General features: G+C 72.6%; 18 protein-coding genes. 8 read left to right on the forward strand and 10 right to left on the reverse strand.

What is annotated here, in order from left to right:
* Nucleotides 1–43 precede the first annotated feature (43 nt).
* Genes AB0I54_RS38005 through AB0I54_RS38020 form a run of 4 tightly spaced genes read right to left on the reverse strand, consistent with a single transcriptional unit; the run spans nt 44 to nt 6,525 of the window.
* Nucleotides 44–2,998 carry an AAA family ATPase gene (locus AB0I54_RS38005; protein ID WP_363300851.1) on the reverse strand — a complete coding sequence of 985 codons (2,955 nt, stop codon included), beginning with the start codon at nt 2,996–2,998 and terminating at the stop codon, nt 44–46.
* Between the two features lie 58 nt (nt 2,999–3,056).
* The gene (locus tag AB0I54_RS38010; protein ID WP_363300852.1) at nt 3,057–3,407 is read right to left on the reverse strand and encodes a UBP-type zinc finger domain-containing protein; all 351 of its coding nucleotides are present in this window, start codon (nt 3,405–3,407) and stop codon (nt 3,057–3,059) included.
* Entirely contained in the window at nt 3,404–4,852 is a 1,449-nt protein-coding gene (locus AB0I54_RS38015; RefSeq protein ID WP_363300853.1) for an ATP-binding protein, read from the reverse strand. Before AB0I54_RS38015 ends, AB0I54_RS38010 begins: the two co-directional genes overlap by 4 nt.
* Complete coding sequence (locus AB0I54_RS38020; RefSeq protein ID WP_363300854.1) at nt 4,849–6,525, reverse strand: FAD-dependent oxidoreductase; 1,677 nt, start codon at nt 6,523–6,525, stop codon at nt 4,849–4,851. Before AB0I54_RS38020 ends, AB0I54_RS38015 begins: the two co-directional genes overlap by 4 nt.
* A 238-nt stretch (nt 6,526–6,763) precedes the next feature.
* Here AB0I54_RS38020 and AB0I54_RS38025 point away from each other — a divergent pair, with 238 nt between their 5' ends.
* Nucleotides 6,764–7,636 (forward strand): universal stress protein, encoded by an 873-nt coding sequence (locus AB0I54_RS38025; RefSeq protein ID WP_363300855.1) that lies wholly within the window; start codon nt 6,764–6,766, stop codon nt 7,634–7,636.
* Nucleotide 7,637: 1 nt separating this feature from the next.
* On the opposite strand, the gene AB0I54_RS38030 is transcribed toward AB0I54_RS38025, so the two are convergent.
* From AB0I54_RS38030 to AB0I54_RS38040, 3 genes are all read right to left on the reverse strand, one after another.
* On the reverse strand, nt 7,638–8,873 hold the full coding sequence (locus AB0I54_RS38030; protein ID WP_363300856.1) for a DUF4032 domain-containing protein: 1,236 nt from the start codon (nt 8,871–8,873) through the stop codon (nt 7,638–7,640).
* Between the two features lie 30 nt (nt 8,874–8,903).
* Nucleotides 8,904–9,662, reverse strand: a complete 759-nt coding sequence (locus tag AB0I54_RS38035; protein WP_363300857.1) for an MBL fold metallo-hydrolase — start codon at nt 9,660–9,662, stop codon at nt 8,904–8,906.
* An 86-nt stretch (nt 9,663–9,748) separates the two neighbouring features.
* Nucleotides 9,749–10,375, reverse strand: a complete 627-nt coding sequence (locus tag AB0I54_RS38040; protein ID WP_363300858.1) for an alpha-ketoglutarate-dependent dioxygenase AlkB — start codon at nt 10,373–10,375, stop codon at nt 9,749–9,751.
* Between the two features lie 122 nt (nt 10,376–10,497).
* Between AB0I54_RS38040 and AB0I54_RS38045 the strand changes: the two genes are divergently transcribed.
* Nucleotides 10,498–11,133 (forward strand): TetR/AcrR family transcriptional regulator, encoded by a 636-nt coding sequence (locus tag AB0I54_RS38045; RefSeq protein ID WP_363300859.1) that lies wholly within the window; start codon nt 10,498–10,500, stop codon nt 11,131–11,133.
* Nucleotides 11,134–11,159: 26 nt separating this feature from the next.
* The gene (locus tag AB0I54_RS38050; RefSeq protein WP_363300860.1) at nt 11,160–12,833 is read left to right on the forward strand and encodes an FAD-binding dehydrogenase; all 1,674 of its coding nucleotides are present in this window, start codon (nt 11,160–11,162) and stop codon (nt 12,831–12,833) included.
* 1 nt (nt 12,834) lies between these two features.
* Here AB0I54_RS38050 and AB0I54_RS38055 read toward each other — a convergent pair whose 3' ends face one another.
* Entirely contained in the window at nt 12,835–13,185 is a 351-nt protein-coding gene (locus AB0I54_RS38055; protein WP_363300861.1) for a DUF488 family protein, read from the reverse strand.
* A gap of 178 nt (nt 13,186–13,363) precedes the next feature.
* Here AB0I54_RS38055 and AB0I54_RS38060 point away from each other — a divergent pair, with 178 nt between their 5' ends.
* The 4 genes from AB0I54_RS38060 to AB0I54_RS38075 all read left to right on the forward strand — a co-directional run bounded on the left by AB0I54_RS38060 (nt 13,364) and on the right by AB0I54_RS38075 (nt 18,192).
* Nucleotides 13,364–14,791 carry a M1 family metallopeptidase gene (locus AB0I54_RS38060; RefSeq protein ID WP_363300862.1) on the forward strand — a complete coding sequence of 476 codons (1,428 nt, stop codon included), beginning with the start codon at nt 13,364–13,366 and terminating at the stop codon, nt 14,789–14,791.
* 446 nt (nt 14,792–15,237) lie between these two features.
* Nucleotides 15,238–15,642, forward strand: coding sequence for a L,D-transpeptidase family protein (locus AB0I54_RS38065; RefSeq protein WP_363300882.1), 405 nt, complete (start codon nt 15,238–15,240; stop codon nt 15,640–15,642).
* Between the two features lie 19 nt (nt 15,643–15,661).
* Nucleotides 15,662–16,366, forward strand: coding sequence for a response regulator transcription factor (locus AB0I54_RS38070; RefSeq protein ID WP_363300863.1), 705 nt, complete (start codon nt 15,662–15,664; stop codon nt 16,364–16,366).
* A complete protein-coding gene (locus AB0I54_RS38075; protein WP_363300864.1) occupies nt 16,363–18,192 on the forward strand; it encodes a HAMP domain-containing sensor histidine kinase in 1,830 nt (609 codons plus the stop codon). Before AB0I54_RS38070 ends, AB0I54_RS38075 begins: the two co-directional genes overlap by 4 nt.
* A gap of 17 nt (nt 18,193–18,209) precedes the next feature.
* Here AB0I54_RS38075 and AB0I54_RS38080 read toward each other — a convergent pair whose 3' ends face one another.
* A complete protein-coding gene (locus tag AB0I54_RS38080; RefSeq protein ID WP_363300865.1) occupies nt 18,210–18,458 on the reverse strand; it encodes a WhiB family transcriptional regulator in 249 nt (82 codons plus the stop codon).
* 117 nt (nt 18,459–18,575) lie between these two features.
* The gene (locus tag AB0I54_RS38085) at nt 18,576–19,796 is read right to left on the reverse strand and encodes a saccharopine dehydrogenase C-terminal domain-containing protein (protein WP_363300866.1); all 1,221 of its coding nucleotides are present in this window, start codon (nt 19,794–19,796) and stop codon (nt 18,576–18,578) included.
* A 154-nt stretch (nt 19,797–19,950) separates the two neighbouring features.
* On the opposite strand from AB0I54_RS38085, the gene AB0I54_RS38090 reads away from it, so the two are divergent.
* Nucleotides 19,951–20,685: a TetR/AcrR family transcriptional regulator gene (locus tag AB0I54_RS38090; protein WP_363300867.1), complete on the forward strand. Its 735-nt coding sequence runs from the start codon at nt 19,951–19,953 to the stop codon at nt 20,683–20,685.
* Nucleotides 20,686–20,804 lie beyond the last annotated feature (119 nt).

Raw genomic sequence — 20,804 nt, forward strand, 5'->3', positions numbered from 1 at the left:
CCGCAACTGCTGTTCCGGCAACCGCTGTTCACCGTTTCGAGTGTCACCCGGAAGCGGTCGGCTCCGGGGTGATCAGGCCCTCGCGGTAGGCGATCGCCACCGCCTCCGTGCGGCTCGCGGCGCCCAGCTTGGCGAGGATGTTGGAGACATGGACGCTGGCCGTCTTGCCGGTGATGAACAGCTCCTCACCGATCTGACGGTTGCTGCGGCCCCGCGCGAGGAGCCGCAGCACGTCCTGCTCGCGGGCGGTGAGCGGTGAGATGCGCTCCTCGCCCGCCGGGGTGTCCGCGAGGCGGCCGCGGCGGATCAGGGCGTCGATCCGATCGAGCAGCGGCGCCGCGCCCAGCCGGGCGGCCGTCTTCCGTGCCTCCAGCGCCGGGGCGACCGCCTCCGCCCGCCGGGCGGCCGCCAACAGGGCCTCGGCCAGCCGTATCCGACACCGCGCCGTCTCGTACACGTCCACGTCCTCGAACGCCATGACCGCCTTCTGCCAGGCCGCCGCGTCCGGCCCGGACCCGGCCCGCGCCCACTCCGCCTCGGCGCGGGCCAGCCACGCCAGGCTCTCGGGACCCTGCGTACTGCCGTCACCGCCCCGCTCGGCCGTGGTCCGCGCCAGCTCCACGAGCTCGGCCGCGGTGTCCGTCCAGCGCCGGAGCCCGGCCTGGTCACCGGCGCGGCGCAGTTCGGCGGCCCGGTCGGCCACGGCGGCCAGACAGAGCGCGGCCAGCCGGACCGTGACGTCGGGGCGGCGGCCCGCGTCGTCGGTGAGTGCCGCGACCGTCGCCCGCATCCGCTCCACGGCCGCCTCGGCATCACCGTCCAGTGCCGCGGCGTCCGTGAGCGCGATGCCCGCGACCAGCGTCCCCATCCAGTCGAACGGCCCTTCCAGCAGCGCGCGGGCACCCTCGACGGCTGCCCGGTCGCCGCGCGCCAGCGCCACGTACAGCACGGGACCGGCCGCGTAGCCGTCCACCTCCGTGGCGTCCGTGTGCGCCGCGCGCACGCACTCGTCCCAGCGGCCCAGCGTGTACAGCACCAGCAGCCGCAGATAGCGCATCTCACGCGGATACGGCGAGGACAGCAGCCCGGCACGACGGGCCCGCTCCAACCCCTCGTCCAGCCACGGCAGACACTCCTGGAGGTCACCCGACTCGAAGCAGCCCACGGCGAGGTTGAACAGCGCCCGCATCTCCACGGGCGCGTGCCCGGCGCTCCTGGCCAGTTCCCGCGCCTCCCGCAGCCGCTCACGGCCCTGCGGGGTGCGACGGCCGCCCCCTTCGAGACCGGCCAGGGAGATCAGCAGATCGGCCCGGGCATCGGTCACCCCCAGCTCCTCCGCGACGCGCAGCGCCCGGCGGGCGACCCGGCGCGCGGCCTTGTCCTCGCCGACCTGACGTGCCGCCATGACATGTGTCGCGGCCGCCCACACCCAGGTCCGCGACGGCGGCTCGGCCGGGATCATGGCGAGCGCCTCGCTGCTGTACTCGAAGGCGGCCGTCAGACTGTCGACGCTCAGCAGGTTCCCGGCGAGCATGTAACGGACCCGGGCGGCGAGCTCGGAGTCGGCGTCCTGGCCGACGCCCGCGAGCGCGGCCCGGGTGAGGGACACCGCCCGGTGCGAGTCCCCGGCGTGCGCGGCGGCCCCCGAGGCGCGCAGCGTCAGCGTCACCCGGTCGGGACCGGCGCCCGCCGGCCGCGCGGCCGGCTCGACCGAGGGCCACAGTTCCAGCGCGGTCTCCAGGTGCCGCAGTTCCTCGGCGGGCGCGCCCACCCGCTGGGCGTGGTCGGCGGCCTCCAGCGACGCGGCGAGCGCCTCCGGCAGATCGTGGCTCTCGCGGTAGTGATGGGCGCGCTCCGCCGCGCTCTCGGCCGTCCGGCCGCTCGCGGCGAGCAGCCGGGCGAACGCGCCGTGCAGCCGGGACCGTTCGCCGGGCAGCAGATCGGCGTACACCGCCTCGCGCGCGAGGGCGTGACGGAAGGAGTAGGTGTCCGCGTCACCGGGAACGAGCAACTGCCGACCGACGGCCTCGCGCAGCGCCGACTCCAGCTCGTCCTCCGGCAGTCCGACCGCGTCGCGCAGCAGGTCGTGGCCGACGCGCCGCCCGGCGACGGCGGCGGTGCGCAGCACCTGCTGGGCCGTGTCGGACAGTTGCTCGACCCGGATGAGCAGCAGGTCGGCGAGCCCGCTGGGCACCCCGTCGGCGTCCGCGCCGGTCGCCGCGACCAGCTCCTCCACGTAGAAGGCGTTGCCCTCGGCGCGCCGCACGATCCGGTGGACGGTGGCCTCCGGCAGCGGACGGTCCTGCAGCGCCCGGACCAGCCGGGCCACCTCGGGGTCGGCCAGGGGCCGCAGTTCCAGGCGCTCGACCGAGGGCAGCCGGACGAGTTCGGCCAGCAGGGGGCGCAGGGGGTGGCGGCGGTGCAGGTCGTCCGCGCGGTACGACGCGAACACCGTGAGCCGGTGCGCGGGCGCGCCGCCCGCCGACCGCTGCAGGATGCCGCGGCTGAGCAGGAATCTGAGCAGGTCCCGCGAGGACTGGTCGGCCCAGTGGAGGTCCTCCAGGACGACGAGCAGGGGAGCGAGGTCCGCGAGGTCGGCCAGCAGTCCCGCCACGCCCTCGAAGAGCCGCAGCCGGGCGTCCGCGTCCCGTGCCGTGTCCGTCCCGCCGCCCAGCAGCCGGTCCACCACCGGATGCGCGGCGACAGCGGCGGCGAACCGCTCGTCGGCGGCGAGCGCACCGAGGATCTCGGTGAACGGCAGATACGGCAGTCCGACGTCACCGAGGTCGACACAGTGTCCGGTGACCACCGTCGTCCCGGCCCGTGCCGCCCGCTCGGCGGCCTCGTCCAGCACCCGCGTCTTGCCGACCCCCGCGTCCCCGGCGATCAGCACGGCGCGCGCCTCGCCGCGCCGGGCACGCTCCAGCACCCCCGTGAGACGGTCGAGTTCCTCGTCCCGGCCGATCAGCGGTGGTGTGGTGAAGGCGGTCTGCGGCACGGACCCATCCTGGCACGCGGCACCGACAACGCGGCCCGCGGCCCGTCACCGCGGGCGCTCAGCGCAGGGTCTGCGCCCAGTTCTCGGGCACCCGTCCTGCCGGGCCGGGCGCGGGCTGGTCGGCGGGGTGGGCGATGGGGGCAGCGAGCTCGGGACCGGATGCGTACAACTCGTCGGTGTCGTAGTTCCAGAACCAGTCCTCGCCGGGCTCGAAGCTGCGGATGACGGGGTGCCCGGTGGTCCGGTAGTGGGCCGTGGCGTGCTTGGCGGGGGAGTCGTCGCAACAGCCGATGTGCCCGCACTGCGTACAGCGGCGCAGATGGAACCACCAGCCGCCGGCCTCGTCGCACTCGACGCAGCCGGTGCCGCTGGGCGGGACGCTCGGGTCGATCGCGGGATCGGTGCTCATGCTGTCTCCTCGGGCGTCTCGGCGGTCAGCGGCAGCAGGACCTGGAAGCGGGTGTCGCCGGGCGCGGACTCGACCTGGAGGCTGCCGTGGTGCTTGTTGACGACGATCCGCCAGGAGATGTCCAGGCCCAGGCCGGTGCCCTGGCCGACCGGCTTGGTGGTGAAGAACGGGTCGAAGATCCGGCTTCTGATCTCCGGGGCGATCCCCGGCCCGGTGTCCCGGAACTCCACCAGCACCCGCTCGTGGTCGAGTGCCGTCCGCACGGTCAACGTGCCTTCTCCACCGGCGTCGTTCATGGCGCAGACCGCGTTGTCGATGAGGTTGGTCCAAACCTGGTTGAGTTCGGCCGGGTAGCCCGGGACCGGCGGGAGCGTGCGGTCGTACTCCTTGACGACCTCGATGCGCTGCCCGATCTTGCCGGACAGCATCAGCAGGGTGCTGTCGAGGAGTTCGTGCACGTCCACCATCCGGTAGGGCGCCCGGTCCAGTTGGGAGTACTGCTTGGCCGCGTCGACCAGATGCGAGATACGGGTGGTGGAGTCCTCGATCTCGTTCATCAGCAGCTCGGTCTCGATGGTGTAGTTGAGCCAGCCGACCGCCCCGGGCAGGATCTCCTCGTCGACGGCCGCCGCGACCTGCTCCAGCCAGTCGACGTCGAGTCCGGCCTGGACGAAGGTGGGTGCCAGCTGCCAGCCCTGGTCGATGCCGTGGTCCTCCAGCCAGTCGGTGAGCGCGTCCTCCCGGTCCGAGGCCTCCAGCGGGCTGAGCGCCGGTGCCTTGGAGACCCGCTCCGCGGTGCGTTCCTGGATCTCGATCAGGCTCGCCAACGCGTCGCGGGAGAAGGGCCCTTCGGCGATCACGGCGAGCTTGTGCCGCATCTTCGCGACCCGCTCCCGCAGCGTCGAGGTGGCCCGGACGGCCGCCGCTGCGGGGTTGTTGAGCTCGTGCGTGAGTCCGGCCGACAGCGAGCCGAGCGCCAGCAGCCGCTCCCGCTGGCCGATGGCGGCCTGCATGCTCTTCGAACCGAAGAACAGGCCCTCCAGCAGGTGCACGGCCATCGGGAACCACTCGCTCATGATGTCCGCGAAGGTGTCCCCGGGCAGCACGAAGAACCTGGTCGGCTCCGTCACCCGCATCGAGTTGTTGTACACCTGGCGCACCCGGTCGCCGAGATAGGCCTGCATGGCGCCCGCGTACACCCCGGGCTGCGAGGTCCGGGTGACCTCCACGTCGTCCCCGCCGACCCGGCGGGACAGCACGACCGTGCCCTCGATCATCACGTAGAAGCACGTGGCCGGATCACCTTCGGTGTAGACCGGGCCCGGCTGGAACAGTTCCACGCGCCCCGCGCTGCACAACCGCCCGAGCTGCTCCGGAGCCAGCTTCTCGAACAGGAACAGCGAGCCGATCTCCTGCGGGCTGCACGGCATCGACTGCCCGCTCATGACTGCTCCAGATACCGGTGGACGAGCATCACGGCCATGGCTCCTTCTCCGACGGCGGACGCGACCCGCTTGGCGGACTCGGCGCGGGCGTCGCCCGCCACGAACACGCCCGGAACGCTGGTCTCCAGGTGGTACGGAGGCCGGTCCAGCTCCCAGCCCGCAGGCGGCCGGCCGTCGGGGGTCAGATCGGGTCCGGCGAGGATGAAACCGCGCTCGTCGCGCAGCACGCTCTCGCCCAGCCAGTCGGTCAGCGGGGCCGCGCCGATGAACACGAACATCCACTGGGCGTCGACCAGTTCGCTCTCACCGCTCGCCACATGACGCAGCGTCAGCCGCTCCAGACGGTCGGTGCCGTGTGCGGCGTCGACCACCGTGTGACTGCGCACCGAGATGTTCGGTGCCTCGTCGATCTGCTGGATCAGGTAGTACGACATCGACGCCGACAGATCGGCGCCGCGCACCAGCAGGGTCACCGACTTGGCGAACCTGGACAGGTACATCGCCGCCTGGCCCGCCGAGTTGGCGCCGCCGACGATGTACACGTCGTGCCCCTGGCAGGAGGCCGCCTCGGTCAGTGCGGAGCCGTAGAACACCCCGCAGCCGGTGAGGTCGATACAGCCCTGGGCCTCCAGCTGCCGGTACTGCACGCCCGTCGCCAGGATCACGCTGTGCGCCGCGATCGCGGAACCGTCCGCGAACCGTACGACGCGGGCCGCCCCGTTGGCCTCCAGTCCCGTCACCTCGCGCGCGGTGAGGATCTCGGCACCGAACCTGGCGGCCTGCCGCCGGGCACGCTCGGTGAGCTGGCCGCCCGAGACGCCGTCGGGGAAGCCGAGGTAGTTCTCGATCCGCGAACTCTGCCCGGCCTGCCCGCCGGTGGCCGACCGCTCCACCAGCACGGTCCGCAGCCCCTCCGACGCCCCGTACACCGCCGCGCCGAGCCCGGCCGGGCCGCCGCCGATGACGACGAGGTCGTAGAAGTCGGCCGTCGGCGTGGTCGCCAGCCCCACCCGGGCGGCCAGTTCCGGAGCCTCGGGCTCCACCAGGGGCGTGCCGTCCGGTGTGATCACCAGGGGCAGCCGCTGCCCGTCCTGTCCGGCCGCGGCGAGCAGCCGCTGTCCCTCCGGCTCCTCGACGGAGTACCAGCGGTACGGCACCTGGTTGCGGGCCAGGAACTCGCGCACGTCCGACGAACGCGCCGACCAGCGGTGCCCGACGACCTTGGTGCTGGGCACGCAGTGGAAGTCGCTGCGCCGCCAGGCCTCCAGCAGGTCGTCCAGCACCGGATAGAGCTTCTCCTCCGGCGGGTCCCACGGCTTGAGCAGATAGTGGTCCAGGTCCACGACGTTGATCGCGTCGATCGCCGCGTTCGTGTCCGCGTAGGCGGTCAGCAGCACCCGCCGGGCGCCCGGGTACACGTCCAGGGCCTGTTCCAGGAACTCGATGCCGTTCATCTGCGGCATCCGGTAGTCGGCCAGGATGACCGCCACCAGGTCGCCGCGCAGCTTCAGTTCGCGCAGCGCCTCCAGCGCGGACTCGCCGGACTCCGCGCGCACGATCCGGTGCGACTCGCCGTAGCGCCGCCGCAGGTCCCGGGCGACGGCTCGGGACACCCCCGGGTCGTCGTCCACGGTCATGATGACGGTCCGCGCTGTGTCGGCGGCCTGTGCCATACGTCTCCCACCCCGAGAGGTCGTTTCACGGGACGGTGTCGCCGTTGTCACCGCACCGGTTCCCGCCCATCGTATGTTCGATCGCCCGTATTCGCTCCGGTACGCGGAACCGGGCGGCCACGCGCCCCGGCGCCACCGGGGCGGCCGCGTCGGCGTTCACCTGCGCCCACTGCGTCGCCGTGGTCGCGGCGTAGTGAAGACTGGCCCCTCAGACGGCGGATCACGAGGAGGCCGGAGCATGACACGCCCGATCACGGCAGGGGTCGACGGTACGGAGGAGAGTCTCGCCGCGCTGGCCTGGGCGGCGCGGGAGGCCGTACGCCGGGAGCTGCCGCTGCGCGTGGTGCATGCGTGGCGGTTCCACCCGCATGAGGCGGAGGGCGCCGGGGACCGGGACACACAGCACCGATGGGTGTCGGACGGCGTCACGGAGGCCGTGCGTGCCGTCACCGAGCGCCACCCGGAGCTGACGGTGACCATGGACGTGGTCGAGGGGCACGCCGCCGAGGTACTGGTCGGGGCCGCGGCCGAGGCGGAGATGCTGGTGCTCGGCTCGCGCGGGCACGGGGCCGTCGTGGGGTTCCTGCTCGGCTCGGTCGGACAGCAGGTGATCGCCGAGGCCGCGCGGCCCGTGGTGCTGGTGCGCGCCGGGGACCGGCCGGCCGCGGAGGCGGCCGGGCGGGAGGTGGTCGTGGGCCAGCAGGGCGGCCCGCAGGACAGCGCGGCCGTCCTGCGGTTCGCGTTCGAGACGGCGGCCGCCCGCGGGGCCACGGTCCGGGCGGTACGCGCCTGGACGCTGCCGCCGGTCTTCGCCTACAGCCCGGGTTCGCTGAAGCTTCTCGACGAGGCCGGCGGCCTGGAGCCGTACGAGAAGAAGGCCCTGGCCGACGCGCTGAAGCCGTGGCGGGAGCGCTTTCCCGCAGTCCGTGTGGCCGAGCAGGTGGAGATGGGCAGCGCGGGCCAGGTGCTGCTGTCCGTGGCCGGACAGGCCCAGCTGATGGTCGTCGGGCGCCGCGCGCACCTCACGGCGGTGGGCGCCCGGATCGGCTCGGTGGCGCATGGGGTGCTGCACCACGCCGACTGCCCGGTGGCCGTGGTCCCGCACGACTGACCTACTCGGGCGTGGTGGGCTCCAGCGTCTCGCGTGCCTTGGGGAGGACGTTCTCGATGTAGTCCTGGACCGCGGTGTCCAGGCCCATGTCCTGCTGCGCCCGCTCGGACAGGTACCAGCGGTGTTCGAGCAGCTCGTGGTAGATCTCGGCCGGGTCCATGGAGCCGCGCAGATCGAGCGGCACGGCGCGCACGGTGGGGCGGAACACGTCCCGTACCCACCGGTGGGCCAGCACTTCCGGGCGCGCGGAGAGGGGATTGCCGGGCCCGTAGTCGTCCTGGGTGGCCATCCAGCTCTCCAGGTCGTTCAGCAGTCTGCGGGCCTGGTTCTCCTCGGTGTCCAGACCGGTCAGGCGCAGCAGCTGGCGCTGGTGGTGGCCGGCGTCGACGACCTTCGGCACGAAGGTCACCGTGTCGCCGTCGGCGGAGCGCTCGATCTGCATCTCGGCCACGTCGAAGCCGAGGTCGTTGAGCCGCCGTATCCGCCGCTCTATGTAGTGGTACTTGCCCACCGGGTACACGGACGTGCGGGTCAGCTCCTGCCACAGGCCCTGGTAGCGGGCGCAGATCTCCGTGCCGAACTCGATCGGGTCGACGGACGGGTGCAGCGCCCCGGACGCCTCCAGGTCCAGCAGTTCGCCGCTGATGTTCACACGTGCCAGATCGAGGTCGTAGTCCCGCTGCCCAGCGCTGAGCCGTGGGTGCAGGTCGCCGGTCTCCGCGTCCACCAGATAGGCCGCGTACGCGCCCGCGTCCCGCCGGAACAGCGTGTTGGACAGCGAGCAGTCGCCCCAGGCGAACCCGGCCAGATGCAGCCGGACCAGCAGCACGGCGAGGGCGTCCATCAGCCGGTGCATGGTCGCCGGACGCATGGTCGTCTCGAACATCGAGCGGTACGGCATCGAGCCGCCCAGGTGCCGGGTGACCAGCACCGACTCCAGCGGGGCGCCCGCGCCGTCGGTGCGTCCGGTGATGACCGCCAGCGGGTCCACCGCGGGGATGCCCAGCCGGTCCAGGTCGCGCAGCAGTTCGTACTCGCGCAGCGCGGGCCGCTCGGCGAGCTCCTTGACGGCGATCACCTCGTCGCCGGCCCGCGCGTAGCGCACGACGTGCCGGGAGATGCCCCGGGGCAGTGGCACGAGTAGTTCCTCGGGCCACTCCTCCAAGGGCACGTCCCAGGGGAGTTCGAGCAGGAGCGCGGGGTGCTCCGGGTTGGTCGCGCTGATCTGCAGTGCCATGGCACGAACCCTAAGGCCGCGTACCGGGCTTCAGCGCCCGGGTCGGTGCGCCCGGTCCCGAGCCTCCTGGGCGGCCTTGCTCACCGAACCGTGGTGGACCGGGCCGTGGCCGGGCAGCAGGGTGTCGCCGTCCAGTGCCTCGATCAGGTCCAGTGAGGCCAGCGCGCGGGCGCGCTCGTGGTGGAACATGCCGGGCAGCAGCTGCGGGCCCTTTGCCCGTGCGGTGGCATGGCCGGTGGCCAGGGCGTCGCCGGACAGCACGATCCCGGCCTGCGGCAGATGGTAGACGCAGTGACCGTCCGTGTGGCCGGGGGTGTGCACCGGGACCGGCCGGCCCGGCAGGTCGAGGGCTCCCTCGCGGGGAAAGGCCTCGGGAGCGGTGACGGGGTGCTGCTCGGCCCCGCCGACGCGCAGCACGTGCACCAGCCACGGCACGACGCCCGGACGCCAGGCGTTGCGCACCACCTGGCCGGGGGTCACCTGCTGGAGGAAGTCCCGGCGGGCGTGCGGGACTTCGGCCTCGTGCAGGTAGACCGGCGTGCCGTAGGTGCCGCGCAGGTACTCGGCCGAGCCGAGGTGGTCGTTGTGGGCGTGGGTGATCAGGACGGCCGCCAGCGCCTGTGGTGAACTGCCCACGGCGGCGAGCGAGTCGAGGAGCTGCCGCCGGTCCCCGGGGTAGCCGGTGTCCACCAGGGTGGCGGCGTCCCCGTCGGTCAGGATCACCCAGTTGGTGTTGCTGCCGTGCACCAGGTAGGTGCCGTCCGCCACTTGGTGTACGTCTGCTCGCATGGTCTTCCCGAGGTGTGAGCGCGCCGTTCGACGGGGCACAGCCAACCAGACGGCGGGGGGTCCGCGGCGGGCGGGGTCGCGGACTCTCACTGCACGCCGCGCGGGCGGTACTGGACGCTGATGCGCGGGCCGGTGGCGCGTGCCGTCTTGGGTACCGAGTGCTCCCAGGTGCGCTGGCAGGAGCCGCCCATCACGATGAGATCGCCGTGGCCGAGCGGGCGCCGGAGCGTGTCGCCGCCGCCCACCGGGCGCAGCAGCAGGTCCCTGGGCGCGCCCACGGAGAGGATGGCGACCATCGTGTCCTCGCGTGCGCCGCGTCCGATCCGGTCGCCGTGCCAGGCGACGCTGTCCCGGCCGTCTCGGTAGTAGCACAGCCCGGCGGTGGTGAAGGGCTCGCCGAGCTCGTCGGCGTAGTGCCGGCACAGCGCCTCGCGGGCCTCTGCCAGGACCGGGTGCGGCAGCGGGTCGTCCGCGCCGTAGAAGGCGAGCAGTCGCGGTACGTCCACGACGTTGTCGTACATCGTGCGGCGCTCCGCGCGCCAGGGCACGTCCGCGGCCAGCTGTTCGAACAGGGCGTCGCCGCCGCTCAGCCAGCCGGGCAGTACGTCGATCCAGGCGCCGTAGCCGAGCCGGGTCCGGCGTGTTCCGTCGAGGGTGCCGAGCCGCAGCTCGTCGGTCTGGTCGAACAGGGAGCCCTGGAGGTGCGTGGCCATGGGAGCAGCGTACTCCTTAATCGAAAATATGTTCCCTTCAGATCTTGGTGGAGGGATCCCGGCGGAGACCTTTCGATACATTGATGTATCCGATACATTCACGTATCGAACGGAGGTCGGACATGGCGGCGGAGGGCACGGCCAAGCGCGTGACCAGGCGCCGGGTCCACACCCGGGCCAGGCTGCTGGAGGCCGCATTCGGCGTGTTCGCCGCGAAGGGCTTCGGGCGGGTCTCCATCGAGGAGGTCTGCGAGGCCGCCGGATTCAGCCGGGGAGCCTTCTACTCGAACTTCGCCACCCTCGACGAGCTGTTCTTCGCCCTGTACCAGGAGCGCGCGGACCTCATCGCGCGGCAGGTGACCCAGGCACTGGCCGGCGGCGGGCCCGACCTGGACGTGCCCGCTTCCGTGGACCGGGTCACCGAGGTGCTGCTGCTCGACGTGGACTGGCTGCTCGTCAAGACCGACTTCCTGGTGCACGCCGCGCGTGACCCCGAGGTCGCCCGGACCCTCCTCGACCACCGGGCCCGACTCAGGGGCGCCATCGCCGATCGGCTCTCCCGGGCCAAGGGCCACACCGAACTGCCCGCCGTGCTCGGCGATGTCGACGGAGCGGCGCAGGCCGTGGTCGCCGCGTACGACGGGGTCACCACCCAACTGCTGCTGGACCGGGACGTGGAGACCGCCCGCGCCTGGCTCAGGCAACTGCTCACCGCGCTGCTGACCGATGCCGGCGGCGCCCCCGAACGAGTCGTATAGGCGTACAGGGAAGGGAAACGGTCGCCATGGACGCGGACGTCATCGTCGTCGGAGCGGGCCTCGCGGGCCTGGTAGCGGCGCACGAACTCACCAGCCGGGGCAGGCGCGTCGCCCTGGTCGACCAGGAGAACGCCGCCAACCTCGGCGGTCAGGCGTTCTGGTCCTTCGGCGGGCTCTTCCTCGTCGACTCCCCGGAGCAGCGCCGCCTCGGCATCAAGGACTCCTTCGACCTCGCCTGGAACGACTGGCAGGGCAGTGCCCAGTTCGACCGCGTCGAGGACGAGGACTCCTGGGCGGTGCGCTGGGCCCGCGCCTATGTCGAGTTCGCGGCGGGGGAGAAGCGGTCCTGGCTGGCGGGCCACGGCATCTCGCTGCTGCCCACGGTCGGCTGGGCCGAGCGCGGCGACCTGCGCGCGCACGGCCACGGCAACTCCGTACCGCGCTTCCACATCTCCTGGGGCACCGGTACGGGCGTGGTCGAGCCGTTCGTGCGGTACGCCCGGCAGGCCGCGCGCGACGGGCTGCTCACCTTCCACCACCGCCACCAGGTGGACGAGCTGATCATCGAGGAGGGGGCGGCGCGCGGGGTGCGCGGCACGGTCCTCGCCGCCGACGACTCGCCGCGGGGAGTGGCCTCCAACCGCGACCGGACCGGCGAGTTCGAACTCACCGCCCAGGCCGTGGTCGTCACCACCGGCGGCATCGGCGCCAACCACGACATCGTCCGGCGCCACTGGCCCGAGCGGCTCGGCACGCCGCCCACCGAGATGGTCACCGGCGTCCCCGCCTATGTCGACGGCCGGATGCTCGACATCAGCGCGGACGCGGGCGTACGACTGGTCAACCGGGACCGCATGTGGCACTACACCGAGGGCCTGCAGAACTGGAACCCCATCTGGCCCGGCCACGGCATCCGCATCCTGCCCGGCCCGTCCTCCATCTGGCTCGACGCCCTCGGCCGCCGACTGCCCGACCCCTGCCTGCCCGGCTACGACACCCTCGGCACGCTCAGGCATCTGCGCACCACCGAGGACATCGCGGGCCACGACCACTCCTGGTTCATCCTCACCCGGAAGATCATCGAGAAGGAGTTCGCGCTGTCGGGCTCCGAGCAGAACCCCGACATCACCGCCAAGGACCGCAAGGCGGTGCTGCGTGACCGGCTGCTCGGCAAGGGAGCGCCCGGACCGGTGCAGGCCTTCCTGCGCAACGGCGCGGACTTCGTGACCGCGGACACCCTCGAAAAGCTCGTCGAGAAGATGAACGGCCTCGCGGACAAGGCGCTGCTCGACGCGGCCGAGGTGCGCCGCCAGATCGAGGCGCGCGACCTGCAGATCGCCAATCCGTACAGCAAGGACTCCCAGGTCCAGGGCATCCGCAACGCCCGCCGCTACATCGGTGACCGCCTCGGGCGGGTCGCGACCCCGCACCGCATCCTCGACCCGGCGGCCGGCCCGCTGATCGGCGTCAAGCTGCACGTGCTCACCCGCAAGACCCTCGGCGGCATCCAGACCGACCTCGACTCCCGCGCCCTGGGCGCCGACGGGCAGCCCATCGGCGGGCTGTACGCGGCGGGCGAGGTCGCCGGCTTCGGCGGCGGCGGCGTCCACGGCTACAACGCCCTGGAGGGCACCTTCCTCGGCGGCTGCCTGTTCTCCGGGCGCGCGGCCGGGCGGGCCGCGGCGAAGCAGACGGCCTGAGTCAGTCCGTCAGGAGCCGTGCCAGCACCGAGGCATGACTCTCGTCCGGGGTCTTGGAGGAGGTCAGCAGCGTCACCGGTCCCTTACGGGCCGCCTCCCGGAGGCCGTCGAGCAGTTCGGCGGCCTCCGGCGCGGCGAGCTCCGCCTCGTACCGCCTGCGGAACTCCTCGAAGGAGCCCTCACCCGCGTGATACCAGTGGCGCAGTTCGGTCGACGGGGTGAGGGCCTTGGGCCACTCGTCCACCTCGGCCGCGTCCTTGGACACACCGCGCGGCCAGAGGCGGTCGGCCAGGACGCGCAAGCCGTCCTCGGGCTCGGGCGGTTCATAGATCCGGCGCACGCGGACGCTCATGCACGGGCCTCCGTCGAAGGGTGGGTGGGGAGCCTGCAGTGTGCTGTTTCCACTCGCGTCGGCGACCGATTCTGATCGGCGACGCGGCGTAACTTGACCTGAACGAGGGGGATTTTGGTCAGCTTGGCCGCCTAGTCTGTGGTGCGTTTGATCATTCGCCACCCCCCAGGGAGCGCACGTGACGCCACTTCGCAGGCAGGCCGACAGACGACGCACCACAGTCCTCCGCCGCGAGGCGGTCCTCGCCACCGTACCCGTCGCCGTGGCGGCACTGCTCGCCGCCGCCGGACCGGCCGCGGCCGGGACCACCGGCTCCTCCGGCGTCGGCGACCCGTACTTCCCGCTTCAGGGCAACGGTGGTTACCACGTCCGCCACTACGGCCTGACCCTGCGCTACGACACCGCCTCCCGCCATCTCGACGGCACCGCGGTCCTCAGCGCCCGCGCCACCCAGAAGCTGACCCGTTTCGACCTCGACCTCAAGGGCCTCAAGGTCACGCGCCTGACCGTCGACGGCACCACGGCGGACTTCCGCCGCGACGGACAGGAACTCGTGGTCACCCCGCGCCGGGCACTGCACGAAGGCCAGGACTTCTGCGTCGAGGTCACGTACCACGGCACCCCCAAGCCGGTCACCGACCCGGACGGCTCCCCCGACGGATGGATCCCCACCGACGACGGAGCCTTCGTCGCCGGTGAGCCCCAGGGCGCGATGACCTGGTTCCCGGCGAACAGCCACCCCAAGGAGAAGTCCTCGTACGACTTCAGGATCACCGTCCCACAGGGACGCACCGCGGTCGCCAACGGCGTCCTCCTGGGACAGCGCACCGCGCACGGGCAGACCACCTACCGCTGGCGCCAGACGGCACCCATGGCCGCCTATCTCGCCACGGCGACCATCGGCAAGTTCAAGGTCGAGCGGTACACCACCCGCGACGGCATCCAGGTGTACAACGCCGTCGACCCGCGTGAGGCGAACGCGGCCGCGCCCGTCCTGAAGAAGCTGCCGTCCGTCCTGGAGTGGGAGAGCAGGCTCTTCGGCCCCTACCCGTACCGGGCCGCCGGCTCGATCGTCGACCGGGCGCCGGACGTCGGGTTCGCCCTGGAGACCCAGACCCGGCCCGTGTACGACTCGGCGCCCGATCTGAGCACCCTCGTCCACGAGAACGCCCACCAGTGGTTCGGCGACTCCGTCTCCCTCACCACGTGGAAGGACATCTGGCTCAACGAGGGCTTCGCCACCTACGCCGAGTGGCTCTACCAGGAGCAGCACGGCGGCGACAGCGCCCAGAAGACCTTCGACAAGCTGTACGCCACCCGCGCGAGCGACGACTTGTGGGCGTATCCGCCCGGCAACCCCGGCAGCGGCGCGAACATCTTCGGCACGCCGGTCTACGCCCGCGGCGCCATGGCCCTGCACGAACTGCGCAAGGCCGTCGGCGATCAGGCGTTCTTCCGCATCCTGCGCGCGTGGGCCGCCGAGCACCGGGGCGGGCACGGGACGACTGCGCAGTTCGTGCAGCTGTCCGAGCGGGAGTCCGGCAAGCAGTTGGACGGACTGTTCCGGACCTGGCTGTACACCCAGGGCAAGCCGGGCACGGCGTAGGGCGAGCCCAGGTTCCTGCGGTGCGCCCACCGCGGCGCACCGCAGGAACGGGCCGTGGAACCTGACGAGTTCCTCACAAGTCTCGGCCAGGGTCGGAGCATGATCGATCGCAGAACCGCCGTCGCGCTCCTCGCGGCCCCCCTCCCGCTCACGGGATGCGGCGGCGGCGCCGAAGCGACTGAACTCCCGGAGACGCCCCCGAGCCCCAGCCGGAGGCCGGCGGCGCGGCGGGCACCGGCACCGGAGCCGTCCGTCGAGGCGGCCCCGCGGCGGATCCCCGGTCTCGGCCCCAAGATCCGCAACGCGATACCCGGCCGTGCGCGCCAGGTGGTCGTGGCGACCGGCCACGCCAAGGACTCGCCCCGATCGACCGTCGTCCCGCACGAGCACACCGAAGCGGGCCGGCAGGCGGGAGCCCGCCGGCCCGCACACAACGCGCTGCGCGGCTGGAGCGACCACCACACGGCCGGGGACCTGCGCTCGCCGCTCGGCGTCTACACCCTCACCGACGCCGGGGCCTGCTCCGCGACCCCGGCGCCCGGCTGCCGTACCACCGCTCGACCGGATTCGTCTCGCCCGGCACCGGTTTCACGGGCGAGCCGCTGGCTGGCTCGTTCGACCATGTGCTCGCCATCGACTACAACCGCAGGCCCGGCACCTCACCCCTCGACCGGACCCGCCCTCTCGGCGCGGGCCGGGGCGGCGGCATCTGGTTCCACGTCGACCACGGCGGACCCACCCACGGCTGCATCGGTATCGCTCAGGCGCACATGAAGGAACTGCTCCGCGCCCTCGACCCCGGCCGGCATCCCGTCGTCGTGATGGGATACGCCCACTGGCTCGCCCTCTGAACCCCCTAGGATCCGCCCCGTGTGCGCACATGTGCTGGTCGCCGAGGACGACGAGATGCAGGCCGAACTCATACGCCGCTCGCTGCTGGCGGAGGGCCACACCGCCACCGTGGTCCACGACGGCTCGGCCGCTCTGGACGCGGCCCACAGGCTGAGGCCCGACCTCGTGGTCCTCGACCTGATGCTCCCGGTGATCGACGGCTTCGGCGTGTGCCGGGTGCTGCGCGGCGCGCGGGAGAACGCCGAGATCCCCGTACTGATGCTCACCGCCCGCTCGGCGGAGGACGACGTCCTGCTCGGCCTGGAACTGGGTGCCGACGACTACATGACCAAGCCGTACAGCCCGCGCGAACTGATGGCCCGCATCCGCACGGTCCTGCGGCGCAGCGGGCGCGGCGTCGCGGTGCGGGAGGAGCCCGGCGTCCGCGCGGGCGGCATCCGCATCGACCCGGTACGGCACGAAGTGCGCTGCGACGGCGAGCGGGTGGAGTGCACCCCGGCCGAGTTCCAGATCCTGCTGGCCATGGCGGCCGAACCGGACCGGGTGTTCTCACGACGGCAACTGCTCCAGTGCACCCGCGGCTTCGACCGGTCCTCCACCGAACGGGCCGTCGACGTCCACATCATGAACCTGCGCCGGAAGATAGAGGCCGATCCGCGCCGGCCGGTACGGCTGGTGACCGTGTTCGGGGTCGGCTACAAGCTGAGCGGCGGCCGCCCGTGAGGCCCCGGATACCGTGGCGCAAACGGCTGCTCGTCCGGCTGCTGTTCGCCTCGGTGCTGATCGCCGTCTGCTCCGTGGCCGCCACCGCCTGGCTCGCGGTCACGACCACCACCAGCGCCCTGGAGGAGGAACAGGGCCAGGACCTCGCCGCCGACAACAGCATCCTCGCCCGGCTCAGCGGATACGCCGCGACCCACCCCGACTGGACCGGCGTACGGCACACGGTCAGGGCGCTGGCCGCGAAGACCGGCCGCCGGATCGCGCTCACCACCGCCGACCGCACCCTCATCGCCGACTCCGCGCCGCACGGCACCCCGCTGCCGCCCCGGCCCGCCGCCTCCGTCGACCCCCTGCACACCGACACCTACAGCGAGTCCGGCGCCCAGCTCAGCGGCATCGACCCGCGCGCGGTCGGCCCGTACCGGCTGCCGGCCGAGGAACGCTCGAAGCTGGACGCCGTGGCGCGGGAGCAGCGGATCTGCTACGATCGCTACGGCATCCGCGTCATCGTCGCGCACACCCCCAGCGGCCGGCCCTACCTGACCGACGAGAACGGCACGGCCGCGGGCGACTACGGCGGGAGCGTCACCTGCGGCTACGGATTGAACGAGCCGACCCGCACCGAGGACAAGGCCCGCGTGTCCCTGGAACAGGGCGCCCGGACCTGCCTGGCGGACAAGGGCATCGACCTCGGCTCCCCGCTGTTCGTCGCCTTCGACCCCGGGGGCAGCACCTCCACGACGCGGCTCTTCCCGACCAAGTTCGCCAGGATGGACGACGCGAGGACGACCCGCAGCGTCCAGGGGTGCGTCGACAGCGCCCGCCGCGCCCAACTCGACCCCTACGTCGCTCCGGTGGCCGAGCTGTTCCTCGGCATCGGGGACCAGAGCGTGCCCCGCTTCGACATGTCCCCGGCCAACAAGGCCAAGATCGTCGGCGCGGCCGGCCTGGTCCTCGCCGTCACGGTCGCCGTCACCGCGGTGGTCGCCACCCGTCTCGTACGACCGCTGCGCGCGCTGACGGTGGCCGCGCAGCAGCCACCCGAACTGCACGTGCGGGCGCGGGTGCGCACACGGGACGAGACCGGGCTGCTGGCCGCCGCGTTCAACGACCTCACCGAGCGCCGGGAACGCCTTGAGGCCCAGCGCAGGGCGATGGTCAGCGACATCGCCCATGAACTGCGCAGCCCGCTCACCAACATCCGCGGCTGGCTGGAGGTCACCCGGGACGGACTCGTGGACCCCGATCCCGCGCTGCTCGGCGCCCTGCACGAGGAGGCCCTCGTCCTCCAGCGCATCATCGACGACCTCCAGGACCTGGCGGCCGCCGACGCGGGCACCCTGCGGCTGCACCGCGAGCCGGTCCGCGCCGCAGAACTGCTCGACCAGGTGGCCGCCGCCCACCGCGTCGCCGCCGACGCCGCCGGGGTCACCCTGCGCACCGGGACCGACGGCGACCCCTGGCTGGACGCCGACCCGGTACGGATGCGGCAGGCCCTCGGCAACCTGGTCTCCAACGCCCTGCGCCACACGCCCGCCGATGGCACGGTCACCCTCGCCGCCCGCCGCGACGGCGACCGGGTCGTGTTCACCGTCACCGACACCGGCACCGGCATCGCGCCGGAGGATCTGCCGCATGTCTTCGACCGGTTCTGGCGCGCCGAGAAGTCCCGCTCCCGCCGCACCGGCGGCAGCGGCCTGGGCCTGCCCATCGTCCGCCACTTGGTCGCCGCCCACGGCGGTACGGCCGAGGCGGCGGGCGCGCCCGGGAAGGGCGCCGAGTTCACCCTGCGGCTACCGGGCACGGCGGCGCCGCAGGACGGGTGAGGAGCGGCCCGCGCCCCTCAGGAGCGCCGCCGTACGCCGACGCGCCGGTTCAGCGCGCGCCGTTCCATCTCCGTCGTGCCGCCCCAGATGCCGACGCACTGACCCGTCTCCAGCGCCCACTCCAGGCACCGCTCCCGGACCCGGCACCGCCTGCAGACCGCCTTGGCCCGCTGCGTCTGCAGCATCGCCGGTCCTGTGGTGCCGATCGGGAAGAAGAGGTCGGGGTCGTGGTGGCGGCATGAGGCCTGTTCTCGCCAGTCGCCCATGGGAAGTCACCTGCGATCGATGTCGTCCGCGCCCTTGCACATGTTTAACGCGAGTTCGGGTCACCGTCGACCCGGTTGTGAAACACAGGAGTTCCCGGAAGGGCGACCGGGACGGGATCACTGCTCCCGCATGCCCCAGGGCGAGCCGTAGTCGGTCAGCAGGTCCAGGAACGGGCGGGCCGGGAACGCCTCCGGGCCGAGGACGCCCGAGCCCGACCAGGCACCGGTGGCGAGGAGTTCGAGGGCGACGACCGGGTTGACCGCCGTCTGCCACACCACGGCCTGGCAGCCGTACTCCGCCATGGACCACTGGTTGTCGACCACGTGGTACAGATACACCTCGCGCGACGCGCCGTCCTTGGTGCCGCGCACCCAGGTACCCGCACAGGTCTTGCCGTGCATGCGCTCGCCCAGCGTCGCCGGGTCGGGCAGACAGGCGGCGACCACGTCCCGGGGCGACACCACGACCGGTCCGTCGGCGCCCGGCACGGTCACCGGGCCGGTGCGGTCCAGGCCCAGCAGGTGCAGCGTCTTGAGGGTCTCGATGAACTCCCGGCCCAGCCCGTACTTGAAGGTGACCCGCCGGGCGTCGACCCAGCGCGGCACCAGCAGCACCTCCTCGTGCTCGACGTTCACGCACTCCACCGGACCGATCCCCTCGGGGAAGTCGAACACCTCCGGCTCGCTGAACGGCGCGGTGGTGAACCAGCCGCGCTCCGCCTCGTACACCACCGGCGGGTTCAGACACTCCTCGATGGTGGTCCAGATGCTGAACGACGGAGCGAAGTCATGGCCGTCGACGGTGAGGTTCGCGCCGTCGCGGATGCCGATCTCGTCGATCTCGTCGAAGAGTTCGTCGGCGGCGTACCGGGCGAACACATCGGACAGGCCGGGCTCCACGCCCATGCCGACGAGGGCCAGCGTGCCCGCCTTCTCCCAGTCGGCGGCCAGCTCGAACTGCTCGTCGCCCAGCTTGATCCCGCACTCTTCGTACGGGCGCTCGGCGTGCGGGTGCGACAGGGACATCGCCATGTCGAGGTAGGAGGCGCCGGCCGACCGCGCCGCCCGGAACAGGGGCATGACGAAGCGCGGGTCGGTGGCGTTGAGGAGCACGTCGCAGCCGTGGCGCGCCAGCAGTTCCGTCACGGCGGACTCGTCGCCCGCGTCCACGCGCTCGGCGCGGAACCGGGCGGCGTCGGCGCCGAGCGCCGCGACCGCTGTCTCGGCGCGCGCGTGGTCGTAGTCGGCGACGACCATCAGGTCGAAGAACGGACGCCGGGCGGCGATCCGGGTGATGGCGGTGCCGACACCGCCTGCTCCCACGAGCAGCACACGCATGGCGAAATCCCTCACGATCGAAAGCCGTAGTCGAAGTCGAAGCCGAAGCTGAAGCCGAAGCCGAAGACAGGCGCGCCCTGGCCCGAGATACAACGCCCCGGGCTCACGTAAGGTCAATGGCGTTGGCATAAGAGCGCGCACGGGAGGGTGGAGCATGCCGAAACCGGTGGTGCCCGAGGAGAAGCGGCGGCGGCGTCGGCCGACCAGGAGCGGCACCGTGCTCTCCGAGCGGCTGATCGTCGAGACGGCGCTGCGCATGCTGCGTGAGCACGGCAGCGCCGGCCTCACCGCGCGCCGTCTGGGCCTGGCCCTCGACTGCGACCCCAGCACGCTGTACCGCTACTTCCGCGGCATGGACGACCTGACGCTGGCCATCGGCGACGCGCTCATCGGGCAGGCGCTGCGCGGCTGGGAGCCCACGGGGCAGTGGCGGGCGGACCTGCGGGCGATCGGGCTGCGCATCCACGCGGCGTACGTCGCGCACCCGCAGGCGGCCCTGCTCACCGCGAACCGGGTCACCGGCCGCGCGCACGAACTCGCCGCCGACGAGGCCGTCCTGGACGTGCTGCGCACGGCCGGCTTCCCGCTGCGGGAGACGGTGCGCGTCTACCACGCCTTCATCGACCAGACGCTGGCCTTCGCCGCCCTGGACGCCGCGTCCCTGGCCCTGCCGAGCGCCTCGCAGCGCGCCGACGACGACAAGTGGAACTCGACCTACGCCCGCCTGCCGCGCGCCACCCACCCGCGCATCGCCGAGGCGGCCCCGCTCCTCGCCGCCCGGATGCCCACCAGCGCGTATCCGACCGCACTGGAGATGCTCCTGGACAGCGCGGCCGACACCCTGGCGGCCGGTACGGGGCCGGAGCCGGCCGGGACGGGGAGCCGCTAGCCGACTACGCCCGCCTGCCGCGCGCCACCCACCCGCGCATCGCCGAGGCGGCCCCGCTTCTCGCCGCCCGGATGCCCACCAGCGCGTATCCGACCGCCTTGGAGATGCTCCTGGACAGC

The organism is Streptomyces sp. NPDC050625, from assembly GCF_040654755.1.
Taxonomy (GTDB): Bacteria; Actinomycetota; Actinomycetes; order Streptomycetales; family Streptomycetaceae; genus Streptomyces.